The sequence below is a fragment of the Nocardioides sp. JS614 genome (genome assembly GCF_000015265.1).
Lineage (GTDB): Bacteria > Actinomycetota > Actinomycetes > Propionibacteriales > Nocardioidaceae > Nocardioides.
Window position 1 is genome coordinate 1,751,592 of sequence record NC_008699.1, and the last position, 24,707, is coordinate 1,776,298.

Annotated in this window: 21 protein-coding genes; 9 read left to right on the forward strand and 12 right to left on the reverse strand. The window is 72.7% G+C overall.

What is annotated here, in order from left to right; genetic code table 11:
- Nucleotides 1-164 precede the first annotated feature (164 nt).
- From dmpG to NOCA_RS09765, 3 genes are read right to left on the reverse strand one after another with little or no spacing between them, the layout of a single operon-like run.
- Complete coding sequence (gene dmpG, locus NOCA_RS09755) at nt 165-1,184, reverse strand: 4-hydroxy-2-oxovalerate aldolase (RefSeq protein ID WP_011755109.1); 1,020 nt, start codon at nt 1,182-1,184, stop codon at nt 165-167.
- A complete protein-coding gene (locus NOCA_RS09760) occupies nt 1,181-2,125 on the reverse strand; it encodes an acetaldehyde dehydrogenase (acetylating) (RefSeq protein WP_011755110.1) in 945 nt (314 codons plus the stop codon). Before NOCA_RS09760 ends, dmpG begins: the two co-directional genes overlap by 4 nt.
- On the reverse strand, nt 2,118-2,945 hold the full coding sequence (locus tag NOCA_RS09765; protein ID WP_011755111.1) for a 2-keto-4-pentenoate hydratase: 828 nt from the start codon (nt 2,943-2,945) through the stop codon (nt 2,118-2,120). The genes NOCA_RS09760 and NOCA_RS09765 overlap by 8 nt, the downstream gene beginning before the upstream one ends.
- A 69-nt stretch (nt 2,946-3,014) precedes the next feature.
- Between NOCA_RS09765 and NOCA_RS09770 the strand changes: the two genes are divergently transcribed.
- Nucleotides 3,015-3,788: an IclR family transcriptional regulator gene (locus tag NOCA_RS09770; protein WP_011755112.1), complete on the forward strand. Its 774-nt coding sequence runs from the start codon at nt 3,015-3,017 to the stop codon at nt 3,786-3,788.
- A 42-nt stretch (nt 3,789-3,830) separates the two neighbouring features.
- On the opposite strand, the gene NOCA_RS09775 is transcribed toward NOCA_RS09770, so the two are convergent.
- From NOCA_RS09775 to NOCA_RS09790, 4 genes are all read right to left on the reverse strand, one after another.
- On the reverse strand, nt 3,831-4,382 hold the full coding sequence (locus tag NOCA_RS09775) for a hypothetical protein (protein ID WP_011755113.1): 552 nt from the start codon (nt 4,380-4,382) through the stop codon (nt 3,831-3,833).
- A gap of 133 nt (nt 4,383-4,515) precedes the next feature.
- Entirely contained in the window at nt 4,516-5,586 is a 1,071-nt protein-coding gene (locus NOCA_RS09780) for an alpha/beta hydrolase (RefSeq protein WP_011755114.1), read from the reverse strand.
- Nucleotides 5,583-7,232 carry a xylulokinase gene (locus tag NOCA_RS09785; protein ID WP_011755115.1) on the reverse strand — a complete coding sequence of 550 codons (1,650 nt, stop codon included), beginning with the start codon at nt 7,230-7,232 and terminating at the stop codon, nt 5,583-5,585. Before NOCA_RS09785 ends, NOCA_RS09780 begins: the two co-directional genes overlap by 4 nt.
- Nucleotides 7,229-9,502, reverse strand: a complete 2,274-nt coding sequence (locus tag NOCA_RS09790; protein WP_197687715.1) for an aminotransferase class III-fold pyridoxal phosphate-dependent enzyme — start codon at nt 9,500-9,502, stop codon at nt 7,229-7,231. Before NOCA_RS09790 ends, NOCA_RS09785 begins: the two co-directional genes overlap by 4 nt.
- Nucleotides 9,503-9,623: 121 nt before the next feature.
- Here NOCA_RS09790 and NOCA_RS09795 point away from each other — a divergent pair, with 121 nt between their 5' ends.
- Nucleotides 9,624-10,883, forward strand: coding sequence for a PucR family transcriptional regulator (locus NOCA_RS09795; protein ID WP_011755117.1), 1,260 nt, complete (start codon nt 9,624-9,626; stop codon nt 10,881-10,883).
- Nucleotides 10,884-10,932: 49 nt separating this feature from the next.
- Nucleotides 10,933-12,270: an NADP-specific glutamate dehydrogenase gene (gene gdhA, locus NOCA_RS09800; RefSeq protein WP_172419852.1), complete on the forward strand. Its 1,338-nt coding sequence runs from the start codon at nt 10,933-10,935 to the stop codon at nt 12,268-12,270.
- Between the two features lie 17 nt (nt 12,271-12,287).
- On the opposite strand, the gene NOCA_RS09805 is transcribed toward gdhA, so the two are convergent.
- Nucleotides 12,288-12,845 (reverse strand): hypothetical protein, encoded by a 558-nt coding sequence (locus tag NOCA_RS09805; RefSeq protein WP_011755119.1) that lies wholly within the window; start codon nt 12,843-12,845, stop codon nt 12,288-12,290.
- A gap of 80 nt (nt 12,846-12,925) precedes the next feature.
- The gene (locus NOCA_RS09810) at nt 12,926-13,711 is read right to left on the reverse strand and encodes a Crp/Fnr family transcriptional regulator (RefSeq protein WP_011755120.1); all 786 of its coding nucleotides are present in this window, start codon (nt 13,709-13,711) and stop codon (nt 12,926-12,928) included.
- Nucleotides 13,712-13,835: 124 nt separating this feature from the next.
- Between NOCA_RS09810 and NOCA_RS09815 the strand changes: the two genes are divergently transcribed.
- Nucleotides 13,836-14,168 carry a cupin domain-containing protein gene (locus NOCA_RS09815; protein WP_011755121.1) on the forward strand — a complete coding sequence of 111 codons (333 nt, stop codon included), beginning with the start codon at nt 13,836-13,838 and terminating at the stop codon, nt 14,166-14,168.
- Between the two features lie 14 nt (nt 14,169-14,182).
- On the opposite strand, the gene NOCA_RS09820 is transcribed toward NOCA_RS09815, so the two are convergent.
- The 3 genes from NOCA_RS09820 to NOCA_RS25690 form a co-directional block, all read right to left on the reverse strand.
- Nucleotides 14,183-16,072, reverse strand: coding sequence for a heavy metal translocating P-type ATPase (locus tag NOCA_RS09820; RefSeq protein ID WP_197687714.1), 1,890 nt, complete (start codon nt 16,070-16,072; stop codon nt 14,183-14,185).
- A gap of 80 nt (nt 16,073-16,152) precedes the next feature.
- The gene (locus tag NOCA_RS09825; protein WP_011755123.1) at nt 16,153-16,386 is read right to left on the reverse strand and encodes a heavy-metal-associated domain-containing protein; all 234 of its coding nucleotides are present in this window, start codon (nt 16,384-16,386) and stop codon (nt 16,153-16,155) included.
- Between the two features lie 229 nt (nt 16,387-16,615).
- Nucleotides 16,616-17,185 carry a TetR/AcrR family transcriptional regulator gene (locus tag NOCA_RS25690; RefSeq protein WP_011755124.1) on the reverse strand — a complete coding sequence of 190 codons (570 nt, stop codon included), beginning with the start codon at nt 17,183-17,185 and terminating at the stop codon, nt 16,616-16,618.
- Nucleotides 17,186-17,275: 90 nt separating this feature from the next.
- On the opposite strand from NOCA_RS25690, the gene NOCA_RS09835 reads away from it, so the two are divergent.
- From NOCA_RS09835 to NOCA_RS09855, 5 genes are all read left to right on the forward strand, one after another.
- The gene (locus NOCA_RS09835; protein ID WP_011755125.1) at nt 17,276-18,226 is read left to right on the forward strand and encodes an ABC transporter ATP-binding protein; all 951 of its coding nucleotides are present in this window, start codon (nt 17,276-17,278) and stop codon (nt 18,224-18,226) included.
- Nucleotides 18,223-19,869, forward strand: coding sequence for an ABC transporter permease (locus NOCA_RS09840; RefSeq protein WP_011755126.1), 1,647 nt, complete (start codon nt 18,223-18,225; stop codon nt 19,867-19,869). The genes NOCA_RS09835 and NOCA_RS09840 overlap by 4 nt, the downstream gene beginning before the upstream one ends.
- A gap of 78 nt (nt 19,870-19,947) precedes the next feature.
- Nucleotides 19,948-21,039: an SDR family oxidoreductase gene (locus NOCA_RS09845; RefSeq protein WP_197687713.1), complete on the forward strand. Its 1,092-nt coding sequence runs from the start codon at nt 19,948-19,950 to the stop codon at nt 21,037-21,039.
- Between the two features lie 11 nt (nt 21,040-21,050).
- Nucleotides 21,051-23,120 carry a dehydrogenase gene (locus NOCA_RS09850; RefSeq protein ID WP_011755128.1) on the forward strand — a complete coding sequence of 690 codons (2,070 nt, stop codon included), beginning with the start codon at nt 21,051-21,053 and terminating at the stop codon, nt 23,118-23,120.
- A 96-nt stretch (nt 23,121-23,216) separates the two neighbouring features.
- Entirely contained in the window at nt 23,217-24,689 is a 1,473-nt protein-coding gene (locus NOCA_RS09855; RefSeq protein ID WP_011755129.1) for a WS/DGAT domain-containing protein, read from the forward strand.
- Nucleotides 24,690-24,707 lie beyond the last annotated feature (18 nt).

Here is a 24,707-nt window from a genome sequence, read left to right on the forward strand (position 1 = left end):
GCCAGGGCAACGGCACGGCCGTCCCCGGGGGTGAGCGGTGCCGGAGAGGTCGGTCCTCGACGCGCTCCGCAGGTAGGGCGATGCACTCAGTGGAGCCTGCCTCCTTCGGAGCCCGGGTGGCGGGGCTCCCCCGAGTGACCGGCTCCCCCCGGTGCGGGCACCGGTCAGCTGGCGACGGCGCCGACCTGATCGAGCGCGATGTCGATGATCATGTCCTCCTGGCCACCGACCAGGCCGCGCCGGCCGCACTCCATCAGCAGCTCGCGCACGTCGACGCCGTACTGATCGGCGGCCCGCTCGGCGTGCCGTAGGAACGAGGAGTAGACCCCGGCGTAGCCGAGGGTGAGGGTCTCGCGGTCCACCCGGACCGGGCGGTCCTGCAACGGGCGGACCAGGTCGTCGGCGGCGTCCTGCAGCGCGAACAGGTCGCAGCCGTGCTCGAAGCCGGAGAGGTTCGCCACCGCGACGAACGCCTCGATCGGACAGTTGCCGGCGCCGGCACCGTGCCCGGCGAGGGAGGCGTCGACCCGCACCGCACCGGTCTCGACGGCCACGACGGAGTTGGCGACCGAGAGCGAGAGGTTCTCGTGGGCGTGGATGCCGATCTCGGTGGCAGGGTCGAGGACGTCTCGGTACGCCGCGACCCGGTCGCGGACGTCGTTCATCGTGAGCCGGCCGCCGGAGTCGGTGACGTAGACGCAGTGCGCACCGTAGGACTCCATGAGCAGGGCCTGCTTGGCGAGCTCCGCCGGCGGCGCCATGTGGGAGAGCATCAGGAAGCCGGAGACGTCCATGCCGATCTCCCGGGCCGCGGTGATGTGCTGGGCGGAGATGTCGGCCTCCGTGCAGTGCGTGGCGACCCGGACCGAGCGGACCCCGAGGTCGTAGGCGGTCTTGAGCTCGTGGATGGTGCCGACCCCGGGTAGCAGCAGCGTGGTCAGGCGGGCCCGCTCGAGCACGTCGGCCGCGGCCTCGATCCACTCCCAGTCGGTGTGGGATCCGGGTCCGTAGTTCACCGAGGAGCCGGCGAGGCCGTCGCCGTGGGCGACCTCGATGGCGTCGACGCCGGCGGCGTCGAGCGCGGCGACGATGCGGCGCACGTCGTCGAGCCCGATCCGGTGCCGCACGGCGTGCATCCCGTCGCGCAGCGTGACGTCCTGGACGAAGATCTGGTGTGCGTTCACCGGTCGGCCTTCCCTGCAGCGATCCGCTCGGCCACCTGGAGCGCGGCGGAGGTCATGATGTCGAGGTTCCCGGCGTACGCCGGGAGGTAGTGCGCGGCGCCCTCGACCTCGAGGAACACCGAGACCTGGTGCGTGGGGCGCTCCGCGTCGGGAGCGAGGAGGGTGTGCACCGGCTGGTCCGCCGGGATCTCCGTGACCTGGACGGCCTGCTTGAGCCGGTAGCCGGGCACGTAGGCCGCAACGTCGGCCACCATCTTGTCGACGCTCGCGCGGATCTGTTCGTGGACGTCGGGGTCGGCGGCCGTGACCAGTGCGAAGACCGTGTCCCGCATGATCAGCGGCGGCTCGGCCGGGTTGAGGATGATGATCGCCTTGCCGCGCGTGGCGCCCCCCACCTCCACGATGGCCGACGAGGTGGTCTCGGTGAACTCGTCGATGTTGGCGCGGGTGCCGGGGCCGGCCGACCGGGACGCGATCGAGGCGACGATCTCGGCGTACTCGACCGGGACCACCCGCGAGATCGCCGCGACGATCGGGATCGTCGCCTGGCCGCCGCAGGTCACCATGTTCAGGTTCGGTGCCTCGAGGTGGTCCTCGAGGTTGACCGCCGGGATCGTGAAGGGGCCGAGGGCGGCCGGGGTCAGGTCGATCAGGCGCTTGCCGAGGGGCAGGAGCCGGGCCGCGTTCACGACGTGCGCGCCGGCCGAGGTGGCGTCGAAGACGATCTCGATGTCGTCGAAGCCGGGCAGCGCGACCAGGCCCTCGACGCCCTCCGCCGTTGTCGGGACACCGAACCGGCCGGCTCGGGCGAGCCCGTCCGAGGCCGGGTCGATGCCGACCATGGCCCCCATCTCGAGGTGCTTGCTGGTGCGCAGCACCTTGATCATCAGGTCGGTGCCGATGTTGCCGGACCCGATGATCGCGACCTTGGTCCTAGTCACGGTTCTCACTCCCTACGGTGAAGGTCACCGAGCCGAGGCCCGACACGGTGCTACGGACGGTCTGGCCCGGCGCGATCGGGCGCATCGGCCCGAGCGCGCCGGAGAGGATCAGCTGCCCCGCGCGCAGCGGTGCACCCAGCTCACGTGCCTGCCGGGCGAGCCACTGCACGGCGGCGACCGGGTCGCCCAGGCAGGCCTCGCCCGAGCCGGTCGAGACCTCCTCGCCGTCGATCGTCATCGACATCACGACGTCCTTGGGCTCGAAGTCGTCCAGGCTGCGGTGCCGGCTCCCGAGCACGTAGACGCCGGCCGAGGCGTTGTCCGCGACCGTGTCCGCCAGGCTGATGTCCCACCCGGCGATCCGGCTGCCGCAGATCTCGATCGCGGCGACCGCGTGCCCGATCGCCTGCCGCACCTGCTCGCGGTCCAGCGGGCCGTCCACGAGGTCGTCCGCGAGCACGAAGGCGATCTCCGCCTCGGCGCGGGCCTGCATCGTGGCGTCGGCGGGGACGACGTCGCCGTCCGCGTAGGCCATGTCGTCGAAGAGGACGCCGAGGTCGGGGGTGTCGACGCCGAGCTGCTGCTGGACCGCCTCGGAGGTCAGGCCGATCTTGCGGCCCACGACCGTCGCACCTGCGGCGACGCGCTCGGCGGTGAGCAGCTGCTGCACGGCGTACGCCGCAGCGAGGTCGTCGCTCGCGATCAGGTCTCGGATCGGCGGGCAGGGGACCCCGGCGCGGTCGGCTTCGCGGAGCCGGTCGGCGGCCGCCGCAAGGACGCTGCCGGAGACGCTGTTGGTTGCGAGGGTGGTGTCGGCCATGAGAAGAGCATCGAGGGGGGCGGGCGCCGACCGTGAGCCCGGCGTTCCACTCAGCGGTACGATCTTGGGGTGGACCTGCCGGGGGACGAGAGCGCGGACCTGGACACCGTGCTGGGCAAGGCGGTGACGATGCTGCGTGCCTTCACCGTCGACGACCAGGTGCTCTCGTTGGCCGAGCTGGTCCGCCGCACCGGCCTGGCCAAGGCGACCGTGCACCGGGTCGCGGGGGACCTGGTCGACAATCGCCTGCTCGACCGCACCGCGCTCGGCTATCGCCTCTCCGGGGGGCTCTTCGAGCTCGGGATGCGCGCGTCGCTGGAGCGCGGACTGCTCGAGCTGGCGATGCCGTTCCTGCAGGACCTCTACGAGCGGACCCACGAGACCGTCCACCTCGGGCTACGGGAGGGTCACGACGTCGTCTACGTCGCCAAGATCGGCGGCCATCGACAGGCGGCCGCCCCCTCCCGGACCGGCGGCCGGATGCCGGTGCACTGCACCGCGATCGGCAAGGCCCTGCTCGCCCACGCCGACGCCGCCGTGCAGCGCGAGGTGCTGAGCGGGCCGCTCGAGCGGCGTACGCCGCACACGATCGTCGCCGCCGGGCTGCTCCAGCGCCAGCTCGCGACCGTCCTGGAGGCCGGCGTCGCCTTCGAGCAGGAGGAGTCGACGATCGGCCTGCTCTGCGTGGCCGCGCCGGTGCTCGACGACACCGACCACGCGCTGGCGGCGATCAGCGTGGCCGGGCCGGTCGGACGGTTCCGGCCGCAGGCGCACGTCGACGCGGTCCGGGCCGCGGCCACGGGCCTCGGCAGTGTGGTCGCGCGGAGGCGCTCGCTGCGCTGAGATCCGGCGCGTCCGCGGGCGCTCCGAGGACGCGGCCGAGGCTCAGTAGCCGTCGGCGACCACGACGGAGTCGTAGTCGAGCGGCATCCGCGGGACCGTCGGCCGGCACTGCATGAGCACCGTCTGGCCCGGCAGCACGGCGGGGCAGTAGCAGTCGATCTCCGCCAGCCACTCGGCATGGCCGCGGAAGGTGAACGCGTAGCGCAGCATCCGGGCGGTGTCGCCGGTGTTCGTGACCTCCAGGCCGGTGATCGTGATGTGGGGCGCGGTGGCCGTGACCGCGTGGGCCGCCTCCTGCGCGACCGTCCAGTCGCTCGCGACCTGGAAGCCCGCCAGGAGGAAGGCCTCGCCCTCCTGCACCTCCGTCCGCACCACGTCGACGACGGGTGCGGGGGCCGCCTGGAACGCGGTTCCCATCTGGTGGGCGAGCCCACCGACGACGGCGAAGCAGCCGCCGACCAGCAGGATCATCGAGAGGACCAGGCCGATCGCGACGATGCGCAACGGGTCGTGGGACTTCGCGGGAGGTCGGGCGTAGAAGCCCCAGGGAGTCAGCTGGGGACCCGGTTCGGGCCGGTGGTGCAGGTGGAACATGCTGCCGCGGCTTCCTGCGGGCGGGGTGCCCGGTCGATCCACGCTATTCCCGGGGTGGCCGCGGCGCAGCCGAACCCGCGTCCTTTTGCGTGATCTACAACATTGTTCGGTCTTTTCTAGACGGAGTGGCGATTCAGCCCGACCCGGCGCGGGCGCCGAGCTCGATCCGGAGCGCCCCGGCCGCCTGGAGGAGTACCTCCCGCCCGGACCGACCCACGCCGGTGGCGTTCACGATCCCGTGGATCAGGCCGCTGTGCCGCTGCAGCGAGACGCGGACGCCGGCCTCCTGCAACCGGTGCGCGTAGGCCGCGCCCTCATCGCGGAGCGGGTCGAAGCCGGCGACGGCGACGTAGGCCGGGCACAGTCCCGAGAGGTCCTCGGCGAGCAGCGGCGACACGCGCGGGTCCAGCGCCTGCGCGGGATCCTCCAGGTAGTGGCCGCGGTACCACTCCATCTGCGCCTCGGTGAGGAAGTAGCCCTCGGAGAACAGTGCGTAGGACGGGTGCTTGGTGGAGAGGTCCGTGACGGGGAAGAACAGCAGCTGGCAGGCCGGCTCCGGTCCGGAAGCGGCGTGCGTCAGCTGCGCCACCACGGCGGCGAGGTTCCCGCCGGCGCTCTCGCCGCCGACGCCGATGGCGGCGGGGTCGACCCCCCAGGTCGTGGCCGCCGCGACGGCAGCGTGGAAGGCGTCGACGGCATCCTCGACCGCCGCCGGGAACCGATGCTCCGGTGCCAGGCGGTAGTCCACCGACAAGACGGCGATCCCGGCATGGTCGGCCAGGAAGCGGCACGCGGAGTCGGACGCGTCGAGCCCGCCGAGGACCCAGCCGCCGCCGTGGAAGTACACCAACAGTGCAGCCGGGTCGCTCCGCCCCGAGGGGAGGTAGAGCCGGGCCGGGATCGGGCCGTTGCGACCGTCCAGGGTGAGGTCCCGCACCGTCTCGACCGGGAGCTCGTCCCCGAAGACCCAGGCCTCGCTGCTGATCTGGGCACGTCCCTCGGCGAGCGGCAGGGTCTCGAAGGTCGGTCCGCCGGCCAGGTGCAGCAGCCGGAGGGCGAGCTGCACCTCGGGGTGCAGCTGCTGGCCGTCGATCCGGATCGGACGGCCGGCGAACGCGCGCTGCACCGGCGCCGGCAGGGCGCCGACGGTGCGCATCACGCGGCGCGCGATCCGCTCCTGGAGCGGGTGGGGCGCGGGGCTCATCGGTTCCTCCTGGGGCGGTTGTGGGCGGCGTACAGGCGACGGTTGCGCCGGTAGATCCGGGTGAACGTGCGGTACTGGCGGTCGTAGACCGCGCGCCGCGCGGGATCCGGGGTGAAGGTCCCGGTGGTCCGCACCAGCCCGCCGATCTCGTCCCACGAGACCACACCGAGCCCGACCGCCGCGGCGAGGGCCGCGCCACGGGCGTTGGCCAGGATCGGATCCTCGACCTGGCGGATGGTGCACCCGAGGACATCGGCGAGGGTCTGGCACCAGAGGTCGGAACGGGCACCGCCGCCGACGAAGGCCAGCTCGGCGAACCCACCCGGCAGGTCCTTGCCGAGGAACCGCTCGACCGACTCCTTCATCCAGCGCACGTTGAGCGCGATGCCCTCGAACACGCTGCGGGCGAGGTCGGCCCGGGTCGTCGTCAGCGACACGTTGAACCAGCCGCCGCGGAGGAACGGGTCGTCGACGGGGGTCCGCTCGCCGTTGAGCCAGGGGGTGAACACGACGCCGTTGCTGCCCGGCGGCGCGGTCAGCGCGAGGGCGTTGAGCCGCTCGACGGCGTCCTCGGGGGCCGGGTGGGCGTCCAGCATCCCGTCGTCGGGGTAGACGACCGAGTCGATCAGCCAGTCGATCGCCTTGCCGGCCACGTCCTGGACGGTCGCGACCCAGTAGCGCCCTGGGACCGCTGCGGGCAGCGAGGCGATGTTGCGCAGCACGTCGGTGCGCTTGAACGGGACGTGGCAGCTCAGCCACGCGGACGTGCCGATGTAGAGGTGCCCGCGGTAGTCGTCGACCGCGCCGGCGCCGATGGCGGCGGCGATGCTGTCCGAGGTGCCCGTCACCACCTGGACCGCGGCCGGCAGGCCGAGCTCGGCGGCCGCGTCGGGGTGCAGTGGCCCGACCACGCTGGCCGGGGGCACGAGCTCCGGGAGCTTCGCGACGTCGATCCCGGTGCGCTCGGCGAGCGCGGCGTCCCAGCGCACCCGCTCGGGGTCCCGGTTGTCGGTGCACCAGCGCAACGTGGAGGTGTCGGTGGCGGCGACCGCGCGGCCCGAGAGCCGCATGGTGAGGTACTCCGGGACGTCGAGCAGGTAGGCGCTGGCGGCGTAGACGTCGGGCTCGTGGCGGCGCAGCCAGTGCGTCATGCCGACCGGGTCCTTGCCCGTCCGGCTGGGGGCGCCGCCGGTCTTGCGGAGCCACTCCCGCAGGCGTCGTACGTCGTACCCCGCGCCCGGGATCGCGAGCCGTCCTCCCGTCACCGCCCGGGAGTACGGCGCGCCGCGGCTGTCCATCCAGATCAGTGCGTTGCGCAGGTGGTGGCCGGTGGTGTCCACGGGGACCAGGCCGCCCCACTGGGCCCCGACGCAGATCGCGACCACCTCGTCGAGCGGCACCAGGCCGCGTGCGAGCAGCCGTCGGGTCGCGGTCACGATCGCGGACCACCACTGCTCGGGGTCCTGCTCGGCTCCGCCGCCGGGGGAGAGCAGCAGCTCGACCTGCTCGGCCTCGAACCCCAGGACCCGGCCCCGGGCCGTGGTGAGGGCGACCTTGGGTCCGCCGGTGCCGAGGTCGACGCCGATCAGGTACGGCCCCGACCCCGGTGCCGGCCCCGGCGCTGACAGGGCCGATGGCGGCGTCACACGCCCTCGACGAGGGCGAAGACCCGGTCGAACCGCTCGAGCGCGTCGTCGATGACCTCGTCGGTGTCGGCCATCGAGGTGTACAGGCGGGAGCCGGCCAGCGTGATGATGCCGTGGGCGGCGTACGCCGCGCCCAGCTGCTCCATCAGGTGCTTGCGCGGCTTGCTCTCCTTGAGCAGCTTGACCGGGTTGCGCATGTCGAGCAGCAGCACGCCGCTGGACTGCAGGTGCACGATCGAGCCCTGGTTGTAGGCGACGTACGGCAGGCCGTAGTGGTCGATCAGTCGCTGCAGCCCGCGCGCGAGGCGGTCGCCCGCGGCGCCCGCGACCACGGGCGCGTTGGTGCGCGCCATCTCCTCGATCGCGAAGTGCCCCGCCGCGCAGGACAGCGGGTTGGCCGACAGCGTGCCGCCGACCAGCACGTGGGCGCCGTTCTTGCCGTCCAGCCCGGAGCCGAACACCGACATCACCTCCGCGCTCCCGCCGACGCCGCCCGCCATCGGGTACCCGCCGGCCACGGCCTTGCCGAGGACGGTCAGGTCGGGGGTGACCCCGAAGTAGCCGGCGGCACCACCCATGCCGACCCGGAAGCCGGTGACCACCTCGTCGAAGATCAGCAGCGCACCGAACTCGTCGCAGAGCTCCCGGACCCGGGCGTTGTAGTCGCGCGGCGCCGGCCGGGTCCCGGACTCGGGCCCGAGGGGCTCCACGATCACCGCGGCCGTGCCGCCGCGGGCCCGGTTCTCGATCAGCTTGCGGCGCAGCTGCCCCACGTCGTGGGGGAAGCTCTCGCGCGTCCCCGCGGTGGCGCCGAACGGGATGCCCTTCGCGTTCATCCGGAAGGTCCCGGGGACGCGGAGCCCGTAGACCATCGAGTCGGACCAGCCGTGGTAGGCGCCACCGACCTTGATCACCATGTGCTTGCCGGTCTTCACGCGAGCCGCGCGGACGGCGGCCATCACGGCCTCGGTGCCGGAGCCGAGGGACCGGTACATCTCGATGTGGGGCAGGTACCGGTTGATCGACTCCGCGAGCTTGAGCTCGTACTCGTGGAAGAGGCCCGTCACCGGCCCGGACTCGCGGATCACCTCCGCCACCTGCTCGTTCACCGGCCCGTAGTTGCTGCCGAGGATCGTCGGCCCGCCCGCTTGGAGGAAGTCGACGTAGACGTTCCCGTCCCGGTCGGTCAGGTGCGCGCCATCGGCGCGGTCGATGGCGAGGGGGAAGGGGTAGTTGAACGCGAGGTTGTGCTGCACGCCTCCCGGGATCCGGGCCTTGGCCCGGTCGGTGAGCTCCTTGCTCGCGGCGCACTTGGTGTCGAACCAGGCGAGCACGTCGAGGAGGGCGTCGTGCCTCAGGCCGCGGACCGGTTGACCGGTCAGTGCCTTGATCCGCCGCATCACGGCGTCGACGTCCGGGTAGTCGCTGATCGCGTAGCCCAGGTCCGCCGCTCCCGGGGCCGCCCCGGGCGCCGCAACCTCCGGACCCGCGCCCGGAGCCGTCCGGACCCGCTCGGCCACCGCGTCGGCGCTGGGCAGCGGCTCCTCGACCAGGTCCCGGTCGACGGGTACGAACTGCTCGACCTGCGCCGCGATCCGCTTCTGGTCACTCTTGAGCTTGGTGAGTGCGATCTCCCGGATCGCCGAGGGGATCGTGTAGACCCGGCCGGTCTCGGTCGTGAGCGCCAGGAGGTAGGCGAGGCAGACCTTCTCGAGCAGCGCCATGTTGAAGATCGCCCGGTCGGGGTCGGTGCCGACGGCCAGGATGCCGTGGTTGGCGATGATGAAGGCGTTGGCCGAGGACCCGAGGCGCTTCGCCACGTTCTTGGCCAGGAACGAGGTGCCGGCGGGCGCGTAGTCGATGATGGCCACCTCGCGACCGAGGAACCGCACCTGCTCGTCGGTGAGCGCCGGGATCGGCCGCCTCAGGAAGGCCAGGGCCGAGGCGTACGGCTGATGGGTGTGGACGACCGCATGCACGTCGGGACGCTCGCGGTAGACCGCTGCGTGGAGCCCGGACTCGACGGTCGGGGGGAGGTCGGAGCCGCCCGCCTCCGCCACGACCTTCCCCTCGAAGTCGAGGATGCAGATGTCCTCGGGGCGCATCTTGGCGTAGTCGTAGTTGCTCGGCGTCACGGCGAACCGGTCGTGACCGGGCACGCGCACGGAGATGTTTCCCTCGGTGGCCTTGAGGTAGCCGCGCTCCAAGAGCGTGCGACACATGTCGACGACGTGTCGCCTCGAGGGAACGTGCAGCACACCGGCCTCCATCCACGAAAGGTGTCTGATGCCAGGATGGCCGGAGGCGGGGGAACTGGCGACCCGTCGCCGGTAGCGATCCGGTCGGCCGGAGTTGTCACCCGGTGACAATCTGAGGTGTCATCATCGAGCCATGGCGAGCCCGACCGTGCACCCGACGCCCTGGCAGGACCTGGGCGCCGACGTCGGGGCCGCGCTCGAGCGCCGCCTGGAGACCATGGTCGAGGAGCTCGCCCACGGCGTGACCGTGTCGGTGCCCGGCTTCGCCGGCATCGACCAGCCGCGCTTCCACCGAGACGCCCGCGAGACGGTGCGCGTCGCGCTGCGTCGCTTCGTCACCCTTGCCGGCACCGAGGAGCCGGCGCTGACGCCCGAGGTTCGCGAGGTGTACGTCGCCCTCGGGGCCGCCGAGGCCCGCGAGGACCGGGGCCCGGACGCGCTCATCTCGGCGTTCCGCGCGGCCGCCCGGCTGCTGCTGCGGGAGGCGAGCGACGCCGTGCTCGCCGACGGCCCGCTGAGCGTCGACCAGGTCCTGCAGATCGCGGACGCGACGAACGCCTTCGTCGACGAGCTGGTCGCCGCCTGCACCGACGGGTACGCGCAGCAGGTGCGCGAGCTCGCCGGTGAGCGCGACCGGCGCCGCCACCGACTGGCGGAGCTGCTCCTCGAGGGGGGCGCGTCGCCGCCCGTGGTGCAGCAGGCCGCAGCCGCGGTCGGGTGGGACCCGCTGGACCGGGTCACGCCGGTCCTGCTGCCCCTCGCGGAGGCCCGCGAGGCCCGGTTCCGCTACGGCTCGGACGGCCTGGTCAGCGAGCGGGGCGACCAGGTCGTCGCGATCGTCCGGCACGGGACCCGGTTCGACCGGGACCTGCTCGGCCCGCGGCTGCGCGGGCGCCGGGCGGTGATCGGCCCGACCGGCCCCTGGACGGACCTGCCCGAGGGCGTCCGCCTGACCGAGCTGACCGCGCGGCTGACCCGCGATCGCGAGGCCGCGATCACCGTCGATGAACACCTGGTGGAGCTGGCCCTGCAGGGGCAGCCGGCCGCCGTCGCGCTCCTGGTGCGAAGCCGGCTCGCCCCGTTCGACGGGCTGCCCGAGGGCCAGCGCCGGCAGCTGTTGGTCACCCTCGAGTCCTGGCTGCGGAACTGGGGTGCGCGGGCGGCGGTGGCCGAAGAGCTCTTCGTCCACCCGCAGACCGTCAGCTACCGGATCCGCCGGGTGCGTCAGCTCCTCGGGAACCGGCTCGACGATCCGGCGTACCGCTTCGAGGCCCTGCTGGCACTGGCGGACGTGCTCGGTCGCGAAGCCGCCCCGACGCCCGGAGTGAGCCAGGACACGGGAAGTGACTCAGAGGGTAAGACCCGGTCTCACCACCGGGGCGGAGGCCCCTAGGCTCGCACGCATGGTCGCCACTGCAACTCCGGGCCACGACGTCTCCGCGCTGCACCCCGAGCTCCGCCCGATGTACGAGAAGGTCGTGAGCCGCAACCCCGGGGAGCGGGAGTTCCACCAGGCCGTCTTCGAGGTGATGCAGAGCGTCGGCCCGATCGCCGAGGAGCGCTCGGACTACGCCCAGTGGTCGATCCTGCAGCGGATCTGCGAGCCCGAGCGCCAGATCATCTTCCGGGTGCCGTGGGTCGCCGACGACGGCAAGGTCGAGATCAACCGGGGCTTCAGGGTGGAGTTCAACTCGGCCCTCGGCCCCTTCAAGGGTGGCCTGCGCTTCCACCCGAGCGTGAACCTGTCGATCATCAAGTTCCTCGGCTTCGAGCAGGTCTTCAAGAACGCCCTCACCGGCATGCCGATCGGCGGGGGCAAGGGTGGCGCCGACTTCGACCCGAAGGGCCGCTCGGACGGCGAGGTGATGCGGTTCTGCCAGTCGTTCATGACCGAGCTCTACCGGCACGTCGGTGAGTACACCGACGTGCCCGCGGGCGACATCGGTGTCGGTGGGCGGGAGATCGGCTACCTGTTCGGGCAGTACAAGCGGATCACGAACCGGTACGAGTCCGGCGTCATCACGGGCAAGGGCCTGACCTGGGGCGGGTCGCAGGTGCGCACCGAGGCGACCGGCTACGGCACGGTCTTCTTCGTCGAGCAGATGCTGCAGGCCCGCGGCGAGCACCTCGAGGGCAAGCGCGTGGTCGTCTCCGGTGCGGGCAACGTGGCCATCTACGCGGTCGAGAAGGCGCAGGCCCTCGGCGCCGTCGTCGTCGCGGTGTCCGACTCGGGCGGGTACGTCGTGGACGAGGCCGGCATCGACCTCGAGCTCCTCAAGGAGATCAAGGAGGTCGAGCGCGGACGCCTGACGGAGTACGTCGAGCGTCGGTCCGGGGCGACCCACGTCACGGATGGCTGCATCTGGGACGTCCCCTGCGACATCGCGCTCCCGTGCGCCACCCAGAACGAGCTCGACGAGTCCGCCGCGAAGACGCTCGCGGCGAACGGCGTGACGCTGGTGGCGGAGGGCGCGAACATGCCCAGCACCCCGGCAGCCGTGCAGCTCTTCCAGGCGGCCGGGGTGCTCTTCGCGCCCGGCAAGGCCTCGAACGCCGGCGGGGTCGCGACCAGTGCGCTGGAGATGCAGCAGAACGCCTCGCGCGACTCCTGGCACTTCGACGAGACCGAGGCTCGGCTGCAGGAGATCATGAGCGAGATCCACGACACCTGCCTGGCGACCAGCGACCACTACGGCGCGCCCGGCAACTACGTCGTCGGCGCCAACCTCGCCGGCTACGTCAGGGTGGCCGACGCGATGGTGGCCCTCGGCGTGATCTGAGCCGACCGGAGAGACGGCTACCGGGAGACGACCGAGCGCAGGGCGCGCGCCGCACTCGGACGCTGCGGCTGGGGCCGGAGCGGCAGCGGGATCACCACCGCGTCGTGCTCGGGTGCGTCCGCGCCGTCGTCCCCGGCCAGCACGGCCTCGAGGTCGAGGCCGTACCGCGCCGGGGTGCCGGGCTCGCAGGACTCCCCGTGCAGGAGGTCGCCGTAGTCGGGTCCCGACATGCCGGTGTCGATGGCGCGCACGGTGCCGAGCCGCAGCACGCTGGGATCGTCGCACTCGGCGAAGAGGTGGATCTGGCGCGCGACGTCGAGGCGGCTCAGCCGGTGCCGCCAGATCGCCCACTCGTGCCGAGAGTGCTGCTTGGCGATCGCGGTGGCCTGGCGCAGCACGGCGTCGGCCGCGTCGAAGGCGCGGGTGAGCGCCGTGTGCGCGGCTCGGCGCGCCGCGAGCGGTGCGCCGACGGGGACGCGGCTCAGCTGGGCCTCGGCCCGCGCGACCCCGGCGAGGGCGTCGGTGATCTGGCGCTGCAGCTCGAACGGGACGACCGGGGGGCGGTGTCGGAACATGAGCACTCCTTGATTTTAAACAATCGTTTCGTGTTTATAACACCGTACGAGGGCGGTGTCGAGACCGAGTGGGCCGCGGCTCAGCCGCGTCGGGCGCGGACCGGACCCGGGCCGTGGGCGGCCCCGGCGATCGCCGCGAGCGCGGCCCGGTCGGTGAGAGAGGTCCAGCGTCGCCCGGTCTCGATCAGGCCGGCGCGGCGCCACTTGCTCAGCGTCCGGCTCACCGACTCGGTGGTGGTGCCGGTCATGGACGCGAGGTCCTCGCGGGTCAGCGGCAGCTGCAGGAGCACGCCGCCGTCCCGCGGCTCGCCCAGCTGGTCGGCGAGGACGAGCAGGGACGAGGCGACCCGCTGCTCGACGGTGCCGCCGGAGAGCCGCCGGACGGTCTGCTGGGCCTCCTCGAGCCGGTGCGACACCTCGTCCAGGACGGCCAGGGCGACGGCCGGGTGCCGGTTCATCACCCGGCGGAGGTCGGCGGCCGAGATCCGCAGCACGCAGCTGACGGTCAGGGCCATCGCGGTGTCGGGGTACGTCGAGTGGCCGAGCGCGGCGACCGAGCCGAACGTCGCCCCGGGGGTGATCACCTCGACCAGCACGTCGGAGTCGTCCAGCGCGGGCCGCAGCACCTTGACCCGGCCCGACGCCAGCAGGAACAGGTGCTCCGCGGAGCCGCCCGCGTGGTAGATGGCCTCGCCCTCGGTGTAGCCGCGGACCTTGGCCGCCTCGTCGAGCGCGATGATCTCCTCGCGGCTCAGGCCGGCGAAGTACGGCGCGTGGGACAACACGTCGAGCCGCAACGGACGCGGGCAGGTGTGCGGGGCCGTGCAGGTGCTCGCCAGCGGAGTGCTGCGACGCTCACGGGCCACGACGTCCACCTTCTTCCAGCGCTATGGTCCCCTCATCAGGGACAACGTGCGGGTGTGCGGAGTTCGTTCCCGCACCGACGTGCAGCCCGGCCCTCCCGAGGGTCGATCGACGAGAGGCGCCACCGTGCAGAAGACCACCCTGCTCGCGCTCGCCCGCCACCAGCTGGAGATCGCCCTGGACGCCCCGAGCGGGCGCAGTGCGCACACCGTGTACGGCGGCCACGAGCACGTGCTGCGCCAGACCCTGGTGGCGCTGCGCGCGGGGTCGGTGCTGCAGGAGCACGAGAACCCGGGCGAGGCCACGCTGCACGTGCTGCAGGGTCGGGTGACGCTCAGCGCCGGCGAGGCCGCGTGGAACGGCCTCGCCGGCGATCTGATCATCATCCCGGACTCCCGGCACTCGGTGGAGGCCGTGGAGGACTCCGTCGTGCTGCTGACGGTGGCCAAGCAGCGCTGACCGGACGGTCACGCTCACGCCGCCTGGGGGACGGAGCGGTCGGCCGGCGGCCGGATCCTCGCGGAGGCGCCCGGGTCGTCGGACCGGTACTTGCGCGCTCGCAGCAGCCGCATCGCATTGACGATCACGACGAGCACCGAGACCTCGTGGACGAGCATCCCGATGGCCATGGTCACGCCGCCGAGGAGCACCCCGAGGAGCAGGAACGCGACCGTCGTGACGGCGATGGTGATGTTCTGCCGCATGTTCGCCACGGTCCGACGGGCCAGCGAGATCGCCTCGGGCAGCCGCAGCAGGTTGTCACCCATCAGCGCGATGTCCGCCGTCTCGACGGCCACAGCGGACCCGGCCGCCCCCATGGCGACGCCGATGTCGGCGGTCGCGAGTGCCGGCGCGTCGTTCACGCCGTCGCCGACCATCGCGACGGTGTGTCCCTCGCGCTGCAGCTCGAGGATGGCCTCGAGCTTGTCCTCGGGCAGCAGGCCGGCGCGCACCTCGTCGACGCCGGTCGCGGTACCGACCGCCTCGGCCACGAGCCGGGCGTCACCGGTGAGCATGACGACCTTCCTGACGCCGGCCGCGTGCAGCTCGGCGACCATCCTGGCCGCGTCGCGGCGGATCTCGTCGGCGACGGCGACGACGCCGACCACCCGGTCGTCGACCGCCACGATCATCGGGGTGCGTCCCGCCTGGGAGAGCTCCTCGGCGGTCCGTGCCGCGGCCTCCGTGTCGGCGATCCCGAACTGCTCGAGGAGGGCGAGGTTGCCGATCAGGATGCGATGTCCCTCTGCGGTGGCGGTGATGCCCTTGCCGGGGAACGGCTCCGTGTGCTCCGGCAGGCCCTGGACGCCCAGGCCGTCCGCGGTCGCGGCGTCGAGGATGGTCCGCGCCAGCGGGTGCTCGGAGCCGGCCTCGCCGCGAGCGGCCCAGGTGAGCACCTGAGCCCGGTCGAGGCCCGGGTCGAGCACGACCACGTCGGTCAGCTGCGGCCGGCCGCGGGTCAGGGTGCCGGTCTTGTCGACCGCGACCGCGCTGATCCGCGCGGAGGTCTCGAGGTACTCCCCGCCCTTGATCAGGATGCCGTCCTTGGCGGCCCGTCCGATCCCGGCGACGATCGAGACCGGGATCGAGATCACCAGGGCACCGGGGCAGCCGATGACCAGGAGGGTCAGGCCGAGCACGATGTCGCCGCTGATCACGCCGGCCACGAGGGCCAGGACCATGATCGCGGGCGTGTACCAGGCCGAGAACCGGTCCATGAACAGCTGCGTCTCGGCCTTGGCGTCCTGGGCCTCCTCGACCCGGTGGATGATCCGCGCCAGCGTGGTGTCGCTGCCGACCCCGGTCGCCCGGACCCGCAGGAACCCGCCGCGCGAGACCGTGCCGGCGAAGACCTGGTCGCCCGCGCTCTTCTCGACCGGGATGGACTCCCCGGTGATGGAGGCCTCGTCCAGGGCGCCGGTGCCGCCGATCACGACGCCGTCGACCGGAACCTTGGCGCCGTTCTTCACCAGCACGGTCTCGCCGGTCCCGACCTGGCCGGCGGGGACCTCGACCTGGACCCCGTCGCGCAGGACGACGGCGCCGTCCGGGGCGACGGCCACGAGGGCGGCCAGCGCGGACCGGGTCTTGTTCAAGGTGGCGGTCTCCAGTGCGTGACCGACCGCGAACAGGAAGGTGACCGCGGCCGCCTCCCAGAACTCGCCGATGGCGATGGCGCCGATCGAGGCGACCGCGACGAGGAGGTCGATGCCGATGACCGACGCCCGGAGCGCGTTGACGGCCTTCACCGCGATCGGGGCGCCGGCGACCACGGCCGCGGCGACCATCGCCACGTCGCCCGGGAGCGACGAGACGAGCAGCCGGTCCGCCAGCAGCGCCAGGACGATCAGGACACCGGACACGGTCGGGACGGTCCACCGTCCCGACCGCACGGCCGACAGGTGATCGGCCACGTGTCTGAGGTGCTCTCGGTGGTTCGGCATCAGAACGTCACCGGGGCTGCGACGTAGCCGGCCTTCGCGACCGCGGCGACCAGGTCGTCGACCGGGACGGACGGGGCGTGGTCGATCTCGATGCGAGCGGAGGCGAAGTGGACCTTGACCCGCGCGACCCCGTCGATCTGGCCGACGCGCTTCTCGATCTTGGCGACGCACGACGGGCAGGAGAAGCCCTCGGCGCGGAGGACGGTGCGGGTGACGGCGCTGGTGGTGCTCATGGTTCTCATCCCTTCATCTGGCTTGCCGAGTGATGTCAGGGACGGTATTTCGCGCGCACCGGCCCAACCATGACGCCGGTCAAGGAACCGCAGATCCGGCCCCGGCGGCGCCGCGAGGGCGGTTTCCCCGGTGAACCGGGGAAACCGGAACTGTTGCCCCGAAACTTCGGGCCAACAGTTCCAACATCCCCGGTGAACCGGGGAAACCGACGAGTCCCGGTAGTGCCGGTCAGGTCCCGAAGCCGTCGAGGAACGTGGTCGCCACGAGCTCACCGGCGTCGTCGGCGTCGACCAGGCCCATGGCCGCCGCCCGGACGGTGGTCATCAGCAGGCCCGCGAGGGCCAGCCCGAGCCAGGGGGTGCTCGCCGCCGGGGAGATCTCGCCGGCCTTCTGGCCGCGCTCGAGCAGGGCCACCAGGGGCGCCAGGGTCCGGGTGCGGGCCGCGAGGAACCCCGGGTCGGTGTCGGAGCCCTCGGTGAGCAGGATCCGGAACCGCATGCCGAGCGGTACCAGCGCGGCGGCCGCGCGTCGGAGGCCCTCGCGGGTGTCGCAGTCCGGCAGGCCGGCGCCGTCGAGCGCGGCCGCCGCCCGCTCGAGCGCCTCCGTCTGGATCGCACCCAGCAGCGCATCGCGGTTCTCGAAGTGCCGGTACAGCGTGGCCCGGGCCAGCCCCGCCCGGTTGGCGACCTCGGTCAACGACGCCTCCGGTGAGGCCGCCAGCACGTCTGCGGCGGCGTCGAGCAGTGCTGCTCGGTTGCGGAGCGCGTCCGCGCGGGGGTGTTCGTCCTGGCCGGCCACGATCGCAGGCTAGCGGCCACCACGAGCGACTCGTGCCGGACAGGGCCTTGTGCTCTGGCGGTGTCGGCCGTGGAGCGGGAGTGTGGAGCCATGGGTGAGGCGTTCGCCGCCATCGAGCGCACCTGTGCGGACCCGGCCGTGACGGCGGCCGGGCTGGTCAAGGACTTCGGCACGACGCGGGCCCTCGACCACCTGGAGCTGACCGTGCGCACGGGGGAGGTGCACGGCTTCCTCGGTCCCAACGGTGCGGGCAAGACCACGACGATCCGGGTCCTCCTCGGCCTGCTGCGTGCCTCGGGGGGCCGGGTCAGTCTTCTCGGTGGGGATCCGTGGCGCGAGGCCGCGGCGCTGCACCGCCGGCTCGCGTACGTGCCCGGAGAGGTGAACCTCTGGCCGAACCTGACCGGTGGCGAGGTCATCGACCTGCTCGGCGCACTGCGCGGTGGCCTGGACCCGGCGCGCCGTGGGCAGCTGCTGGAGCAGTTCGAGCTGGACCCGACCAAGCAGGTCCGGTCCTACTCGAAGGGCAACCGCCAGAAGGTCGCGCTGGTGGCGGCGTTCGCCTCCGACGTCGAGCTCTACCTCCTCGACGAGCCGACCTCGGGCCTGGACCCGCTGATGGAGACGGTCTTCCAGGACGTCGTGCGCGGGGTGCGGGAGCGCGGCCGCACGGTGCTGCTCTCGAGCCACATCCTCTCCGAGGTGGAGGCGCTCTGCGACCGGGTCACGATCATCCGGAACGGCCGGGCGGCCGAGTCGGGCACCTTCGCCGAGCTCCGGCACCTGACCCGCACCACGGTCGTCGCCGAGACCGCGCGACCGGCGACCGGGCTGGCCGGGCTGGTCGCCGTGCACGACCCGACGGTCGAGGGCAACACCGTCCGGTTCAGCGTCGACGCCGGAGACCTCAACGGCGTGCTCGAGCGGCTCGTGGCGTACGACGTCCGGTCGCTCACCAGCACCCCGCCCACGCTGGAGGAGCTGTTCCTCCGCCACTACGGCGACCGCCTCGATCGGCCGACCGCCGTCGGGAGCCGGTGAGCACCGTGTCCGCCCCTGCGCCGGTCGACCTGGCCGGCACCCGGCGCCTGGTCCGCCTGGCCGTGCGTCGCGACCGGTACACGATCCCCGCCTGGTGGGCGGGGCTGGGCCTGTTCGTGGCGGCGACGACCGCGATGTTCACCGAGGATCTGGCCCGCCAGGAGGACCTGCTGACCGAGACCGAGCTGGTGGCGACCAACGCAGGCATGCGTCTGATCGGGCTCACCTCCGGACCGAGCGTCGGCGGTTACCTGCTGCACCGCGAGTTCGTGACGCTCGCCGTGCTCGCCGCGGTGATGAGCACCTTCGCCGTGATCCGGCACACCCGCCAGAACGAGGAGCTGGGCCGGGCCGAGATGCTCGGCTCGACCGTCGTCGGACGGCAGGCTGGCCTGGCGGCCGGCGTCCTGGTCGCCCTGGCTGCCGACCTCGGCCTCGCGCTGGTGCTCGGCGCCGCCATCGCGGTCAACGGGCTGTCGGTCGAGGGGGCGTTCCTGGCCGGTGCCTCCGTCGCCGCGGTCGGCATCGTCTGGGTCGGCCTCGCCGCGGTGACCTGCCAGCTCTCCGCGACGACCCGCGGAGCCGCCGGGATCGCGATGGGCGCGCTCGGGGTCGCGTTCGTGCTCAGCGGCGTCGGCAACATGATCGGGACCGTCGACGAGGCCGGGCTCCGGGTGGCCAGCGCCTGGCCGGCGTGGCTCTCGCCCATCGGGTGGGGCCAGCAGACCCGGCCGTTCGCCGACGCCCTCTGGTGGCCGCTGCTGCTGGCCCTGGCGTTCGCCGGCCTGCTGCTCGTGGTCGCCGTCGCGCTCGGCTCGCGCCGCGACGTCGGGCGCGGCCTCTGGGCGCAGCGCAGGGGCCCCGGGCACGCCCGGCGGACCCTGCTGAGCCCCACCGGACTGGTCTGGCGGCTGCAGCGTGGGGTGTTCCTGGCATGGGGTGTGGCCCTCACCGTCTTCGGGCTGATCTTCGGGAGCCTCACCGAACAGATCCAGGGGCTGGAGGGGGACGCCAAGGAGTGGTGGACGGAGATGGGTGGCACCGCCGAGGTGGTCGCGGCCTACCAGGTGTCGATGATCCAGATGGCCGGCATGTTCGTGGCCATGTACGCGGTCCAGGCGCTGTTGCGGATGCGGGTCGACGAGCTCGGCGGCACGCTCGAGCCGCTGCTGGCCGCCGGCGTCACCCGGATCCGCTGGTGGTGGGCCCACCTCGTCACCGTGGTGGGCGGGTCGGCGGCGCTGATGGTGGGGTTCGCCGCCGGCATGGGGCTGGCGACCGGCCAGGTCGTCGGGGACACCGGCGTCCAGGTGCGCGACCTCCTGTGGGCCGGCCTGGTCCAGCTCCCGGGCGTGGTGGTCGTCGCCGCGGCGGTGGTCGCGATCGTCTGCCTGGTCCCGCGCTGGTCGGTCCCGGCCAGCTGGGCGCTGCTGCTCGCGGCCCTCGTGGCCGGGCCGATGTTCGGGCCGGGGCTGAAGCTGCCGACGTGGGTGCAGGACCTCTCGCCGTTCACCCACAGCCCGCAGGCACCCGCCGTGCCGGTCGACGCCGTACCGCTGCTCGCTCTCGGCGGTGCCGCCGTCGCCCTCGCGGGCGCCGCCCTGCTCGTCCTGCGACGCCGCGACCTGGCCCTGCCGGCGTGACCCGAGGCGGCCAAAGGTCCCGAAGGTGCAGCCGTTCGCCTCGGGCGCCCGCCCACCGCTGAAGCTACCGTCCGGTACGTGACGGCTCTGCTGATGACCGGGTTCCCCGGCTTCCTCGGATCGGCCCTGCTCGGGCGCCTGCTGGCCCGGCGGGAGGGGGTCCGGGCGATCTGCCTGGTCCAGCCCCGGCACCTTGCGGAGGCGCGCACCAGGCTCGCCAGGATCGAGGCCGACCAGCCCCACGTCGCCGGCCGCGTCGAGCTGGTCGAGGGCGACCTCACCGCGCCGGGCCTCGACGTCGCACCCGCCGCGCACGCCGGTCTGGCCGAGGTCACCGAGGTGTGGCACCTGGCCGCCGTCTACGACCTCACGGTGCCGGAGGCGGTCGCCCGACGGGTCAACGTCGAGGGCACCGAACGGATCCTCGAGTTCTGCCGCACCCGCGCGCGCCTCGACCGGCTGCAGTACGTCAGCACCTGCTACGTCAGCGGCCGTCACCCCGGCCGCTTCTCCGAGGACGACCTCGACACCGGGCAGGAGTTCCGCAACCACTACGAGTCCACGAAGTTCGAGGCCGAGCTCCTCGTCCGCCGGGCGATGGCCGACGGTCTGCCGGCCACGGTCTACCGGCCCGGCATCGTCGTCGGTGACTCGCGCACCGGGGCGACGCAGAAGTACGACGGCCCCTACTTCCTCGCGACCTTCCTGCGGCGGCAGCCACGGTGGGCCGCGGTGGTGCCCGCGGTCGGGGACGCCGACAGCGTGCGGTTCTGCCTGGTGCCGCGAGACTTCGTCATCGACGCCATGGACGCGCTCTCGGTGCTCGACCGCTCGGTGGGTCGCACCTATGCGCTGACCGACCCGCACCCGCCGACGGTCCGCGAGCTGGTGACCACGTTCGCGCGCCACCTGGGACGCCGGGTCGTGTGGCTGCGGCTGCCGCTCGGCCCGACCCGCGCCCTGGTGGGGCTCCCCGGAGTCGAGCGCCTGCTCGGCATCCCCGCCGAGTCGCTGGACTACTTCGCGTCGCCGACGAGCTACGACACCTCGCACACCTCCGCGAACCTCGAGGGGACCGGTGTGGTGTGCCCGTCCTTCGACTCCTACGCGGGCCGGCTCCTCGACTACATGGTCGAGCACCCGGAGATCAACGCCGCGGCGATGGTCTGAGGGTGAGCGCGATGCCGAGGACCGAGCTGCCACTGGTCGTGAACGTCAGCCTCGCCGGCCGTGAGCGTGACTACGACGAGACCGTCACCTTCCTGCACCGCCGGTTCCGGATCAGGCGGATCGGCACGGACGGGGACCTCGCGGCCGCCGAGGAGCTGGTGCGTGCGATGGCGCCACGGGCCACGGCGATCGCGGTCAGCGGGCTGCGCGAGGCCAAGGCCAGCGGGCTGTACGACGGCGAGCTGACCGCGATCGAGCGGGTGGTCCGCGCCACCGACGCGGTCCCGGTCACGGACGGGCATGCCCTCCTCGGCGTGCTCCAGGAGTGGGCGGTACGGCGCGTCCAGACCGAGCTGCCGGGCTACTTCGACAACGCCCGCACCGTCGTCCTCGGCGGCCAGAACCACGAGCGCACCACCCGGATCCTGCGCGAGTACACCGCCAACCTCGAGTTCGCCGACCCGCTGCTGCGCCTCGACCTGCCCGCCCGCCTCGACGCCAACCCGCTGCTCGCGGTCGCGGCGGACCTCGGCCGGTCCTCGCTGGGGCTGCTGCCGGGCCTGGTGCGGGCCCAGCTCCAGGCCCCTGGCCAGGTGGTCAGCCACGCCCTCGCCCGCCGCGCGGCCCGGGACTGCGACGTCGTCGTCGGGACGTACGAGGAGCTCGCGGGCTTCGGGCTCGAGGACCTCGCGGGCAAGACCCTGATCAGCAGGTCGATCTCCGCGGAGCGGCTCACCGAGCTGGGCGACCGCGGGGTCGACATGGTCATCGACGTGACGCCCCAGCCGTTCGGGGTCACCGTGAGCGCGGCGGTGCTCGAAGCGCTGATGCTGGCGACCGTGCACGCCTCCGGCCGGCTCACCAACGACGACCTCCTGGAGATGATCGCCGCCGCCGGCTTCGAGCCACGGGTCCTCTACCCGAACGGGTTCAAGCGCAAGAGCCGGTTCGCGTTCGTCATCCACCCCCTGTCGCAGCAGTACTTCAACAACGTCGAGCCGCTCCGGACCCTCTCCAAGATCGCGCCGGGCGTGGTCATGGACGCCGTGGAGAAGGCGGTCGCCTATGCGCCGCCGTTCACCTACAGCCACGTCACCGGCATCGTCTCCCCGACCGGCGCGGAGGCGGAGGGCTGGCTGATCTCGGTCGGCGGCACCCCCAAGGAGCTGATGGCGCACAGCCCCGAGTTCACCTACGGGCGGCTGCTCGCCGCGGCGGAGACGGCGCGCCGGCTGGGCGCCCAGATCATGGGTCTCGGCGCGTTCACCAAGGTGGTCGGCGATGCCGGGGTCACCGTGGCGAAGAAGGCGCCGCTCCCGATCACGACCGGCAACAGCTACAGCGCCGCCGGTGCCCTGTGGGCGGCGCACGAGGCGCTGCTCCAGCTCGGCCTGGCGCCGGTGGACGACCAGGGTCACCTCAAGGGCAAGGCGATGGTGGTCGGCGCCACCGGGGCGATCGGCTCGGTGTGCGCACGCCTGCTCGCGCTCGCGAGCGCCGAGCTGTGGCTGGTCTCGCCGGAGTCCGCGAAGCTGCTCGCCCTCAAGCAGGAGATCCAGCGGGAGAACCCCAGGGCGAAGGTGCACGTCGCGGCCACGCCGGACGACCACCTGGCGGCGATGGACCTGATCGTCACCGCCACCTCCGGCGCCGGCAAGCGGGTGCTCGACATCATGGCGGTCAAGCCGGGCTGCGTGATCACCGACGTGGCGCGTCCGTTGGACCTCTCGGCCGAGGACGTGGCCCGGCGGCCGGACGTGCTCGTGGTGGAGTCGGGCGAGATCGAGCTGCCCGGCGACGTACGGATGAAGAACATCGGGCTGCCCAAGAACGTGGCCTACGCGTGCCTGGCCGAGACCGTCGTCCTCGCCCTCGAGGGCCGCTACGAGACGTTCACCGTCGGTCGCAACATCGAGTGGCCGAAGGTCAAGGAGATCTACAAGCTCGGGCTCAAGCACGGGATGCGCCTGGCGACGATCTCGGGGGTGAACGGCATCTACACCGCCGAGCACATCGCGGGCATCCGCGAGCGCGCGCTCGCGGCCCGAGCCGCCGCAGGGGCCAGCCGGACCGGGTCGTGACGCTCGGCGCGCGCACTGATGACGTTCGTCCCTGCCCGTCGACCGCGGAGGGCGTGACGATGGGCGCTACCAGCGGGTCATGAGGGTGAGGCGGTCATGGGTGGACGACAGCGGTTGAGCGGCCAGGACGCGCTCTGGTTGGCGATGGACAAGCCCGGCAACCTGATGGTCGTCGACAGTCTCTTCTGGACGGCCGAGCCGATCGACTGGGACCGCTTCCGTGAGGTGATGAGGGAGCGCTTCTGGGAACGGTACGACGTGGTCCGCAGCGTCATCGTGCGCGACGAGGACGGCGCCCTGTGCTGGGAGGAGGTGCCCGAGGCCGACCTCGACGACCGCTTCGAGCAGGTGGTGCTCCCGGCGCCCGGGGGTGACGCGGAGCTGCAGGACCTGATCGCCGCGCAGCGGGTGCTCCCGCTCGATCGCGGCGAGCCGCTGTGGCGTGCGGTGCTCGTGGACGGGTTCCACGGCGGCAGCGCCGTGCTGTTCCGGGGCCACCACTCGATCGCCGACGGGATCCGGATGGTCCAGCTCGTGCTGCGGGTCTTCGACTGCAGCCCCGACGGCGAGGACCCCGGCCCAGCGCGGAAGACGGCCAGGAAGACGGTGCGGAAGGCGCCTGATGCCGCTCGGACGCCGGTCCCGCGCCGGGGCGACACCTCCCTGACCGGCCGTGCGGTGGCCGCTGCGACCACCTCCCTGCAGGTCGCCCGGAGCGCGATGACCAACCCGGTAGGGGCCGCGCACAGCGCCCTCACGCTCTCCGAGGCCATGCTCGGCCGGTTCGGTGCCCTGCCGGTGGTCTCGGCGCTCCCCGGCGACGTCGACGCTGCTCGCAAGCTGGTCCTGGGGACCCGCAACGACACCACCGCGTGGAGCGGGACGGTGGGGGACCGCAAGGCGATCGCCTGGACCGCTCCGTTGTCCCTCGCCGAGGTCAAGGCGGTCGCGCACGCGCACGGGGCGACCGCGAACGACGTGCTGGTCAGCTGCGTCGCGCAGTCGCTGCGGGCGTACCTCGAGGCCCATGACGCGGTGTGCCACAGCGTCACGTGGGACGTGCCGGTCAACCTCAAGCCGTTCGACCCGGACCTGCCCGTCGAGCTCGGCAACGGGTTCGCGCTGGTGCAGCTCGAGCTGCCGACGAACATCGACGACCCGGTCCGCGCCCTCGACGTGGTGCGGCGCCGGATGAGCCGGATCAAGAACGGCCACGAGGCGGTCGTCGACTACGGGATCCAGGCCGCCATCGGTCGGATGAGCACGGCCCTCTACCGCGCGACCATCGACCTCCTGGCCAACCGGGCGGTCGGAGTGCTGACGAACGTGCCGGGGCCGCAGGTGCCGCTCTACATCGCCGGGCGGAAGGTCGAGGCGATGCTGGGCTGGGCGCCGCTGACGGCCGACCAGGCGATGAGCCTGACGATCTACAGCTACGACGGCAAGGTGTTCGTCGGCCTCGCCGCCGACGCCGGCCTGGTGCCGGACCACCAGCAGGTGGTCGACGGTTTCGCCCAGGCGTTCGCGCGCCTGGTCGAGCGGACCGAGGCGACCCGGCGCGCCGGCTGAGCCCGGGGCCGAGGCGAG

Coding starts and splice junctions, on each gene's coding strand:
- NOCA_RS09765 (WP_011755111.1), bottom strand. CDS start 2,945: ATGGCCGACACCACCCTCGCAACCAACAGCGTCTCCGGCAGCGTCCTT.
- NOCA_RS09775 (WP_011755113.1), bottom strand. CDS start 4,382: ATGTTCCACCTGCACCACCGGCCCGAACCGGGTCCCCAGCTGACTCCC.
- NOCA_RS09780 (WP_011755114.1), bottom strand. CDS start 5,586: ATGAGCCCCGCGCCCCACCCGCTCCAGGAGCGGATCGCGCGCCGCGTG.
- NOCA_RS09790 (WP_197687715.1), bottom strand. CDS start 9,502: ATGGAGGCCGGTGTGCTGCACGTTCCCTCGAGGCGACACGTCGTCGAC.
- NOCA_RS09795 (WP_011755117.1), top strand. CDS start 9,624: ATGGCGAGCCCGACCGTGCACCCGACGCCCTGGCAGGACCTGGGCGCC.
- NOCA_RS09805 (WP_011755119.1), bottom strand. CDS start 12,845: ATGTTCCGACACCGCCCCCCGGTCGTCCCGTTCGAGCTGCAGCGCCAG.
- NOCA_RS09825 (WP_011755123.1), bottom strand. CDS start 16,386: ATGAGCACCACCAGCGCCGTCACCCGCACCGTCCTCCGCGCCGAGGGC.
- NOCA_RS09835 (WP_011755125.1), top strand. CDS start 17,276: ATGGGTGAGGCGTTCGCCGCCATCGAGCGCACCTGTGCGGACCCGGCC.
- NOCA_RS09850 (WP_011755128.1), top strand. CDS start 21,051: ATGCCGAGGACCGAGCTGCCACTGGTCGTGAACGTCAGCCTCGCCGGC.
- NOCA_RS09855 (WP_011755129.1), top strand. CDS start 23,217: ATGGGTGGACGACAGCGGTTGAGCGGCCAGGACGCGCTCTGGTTGGCG.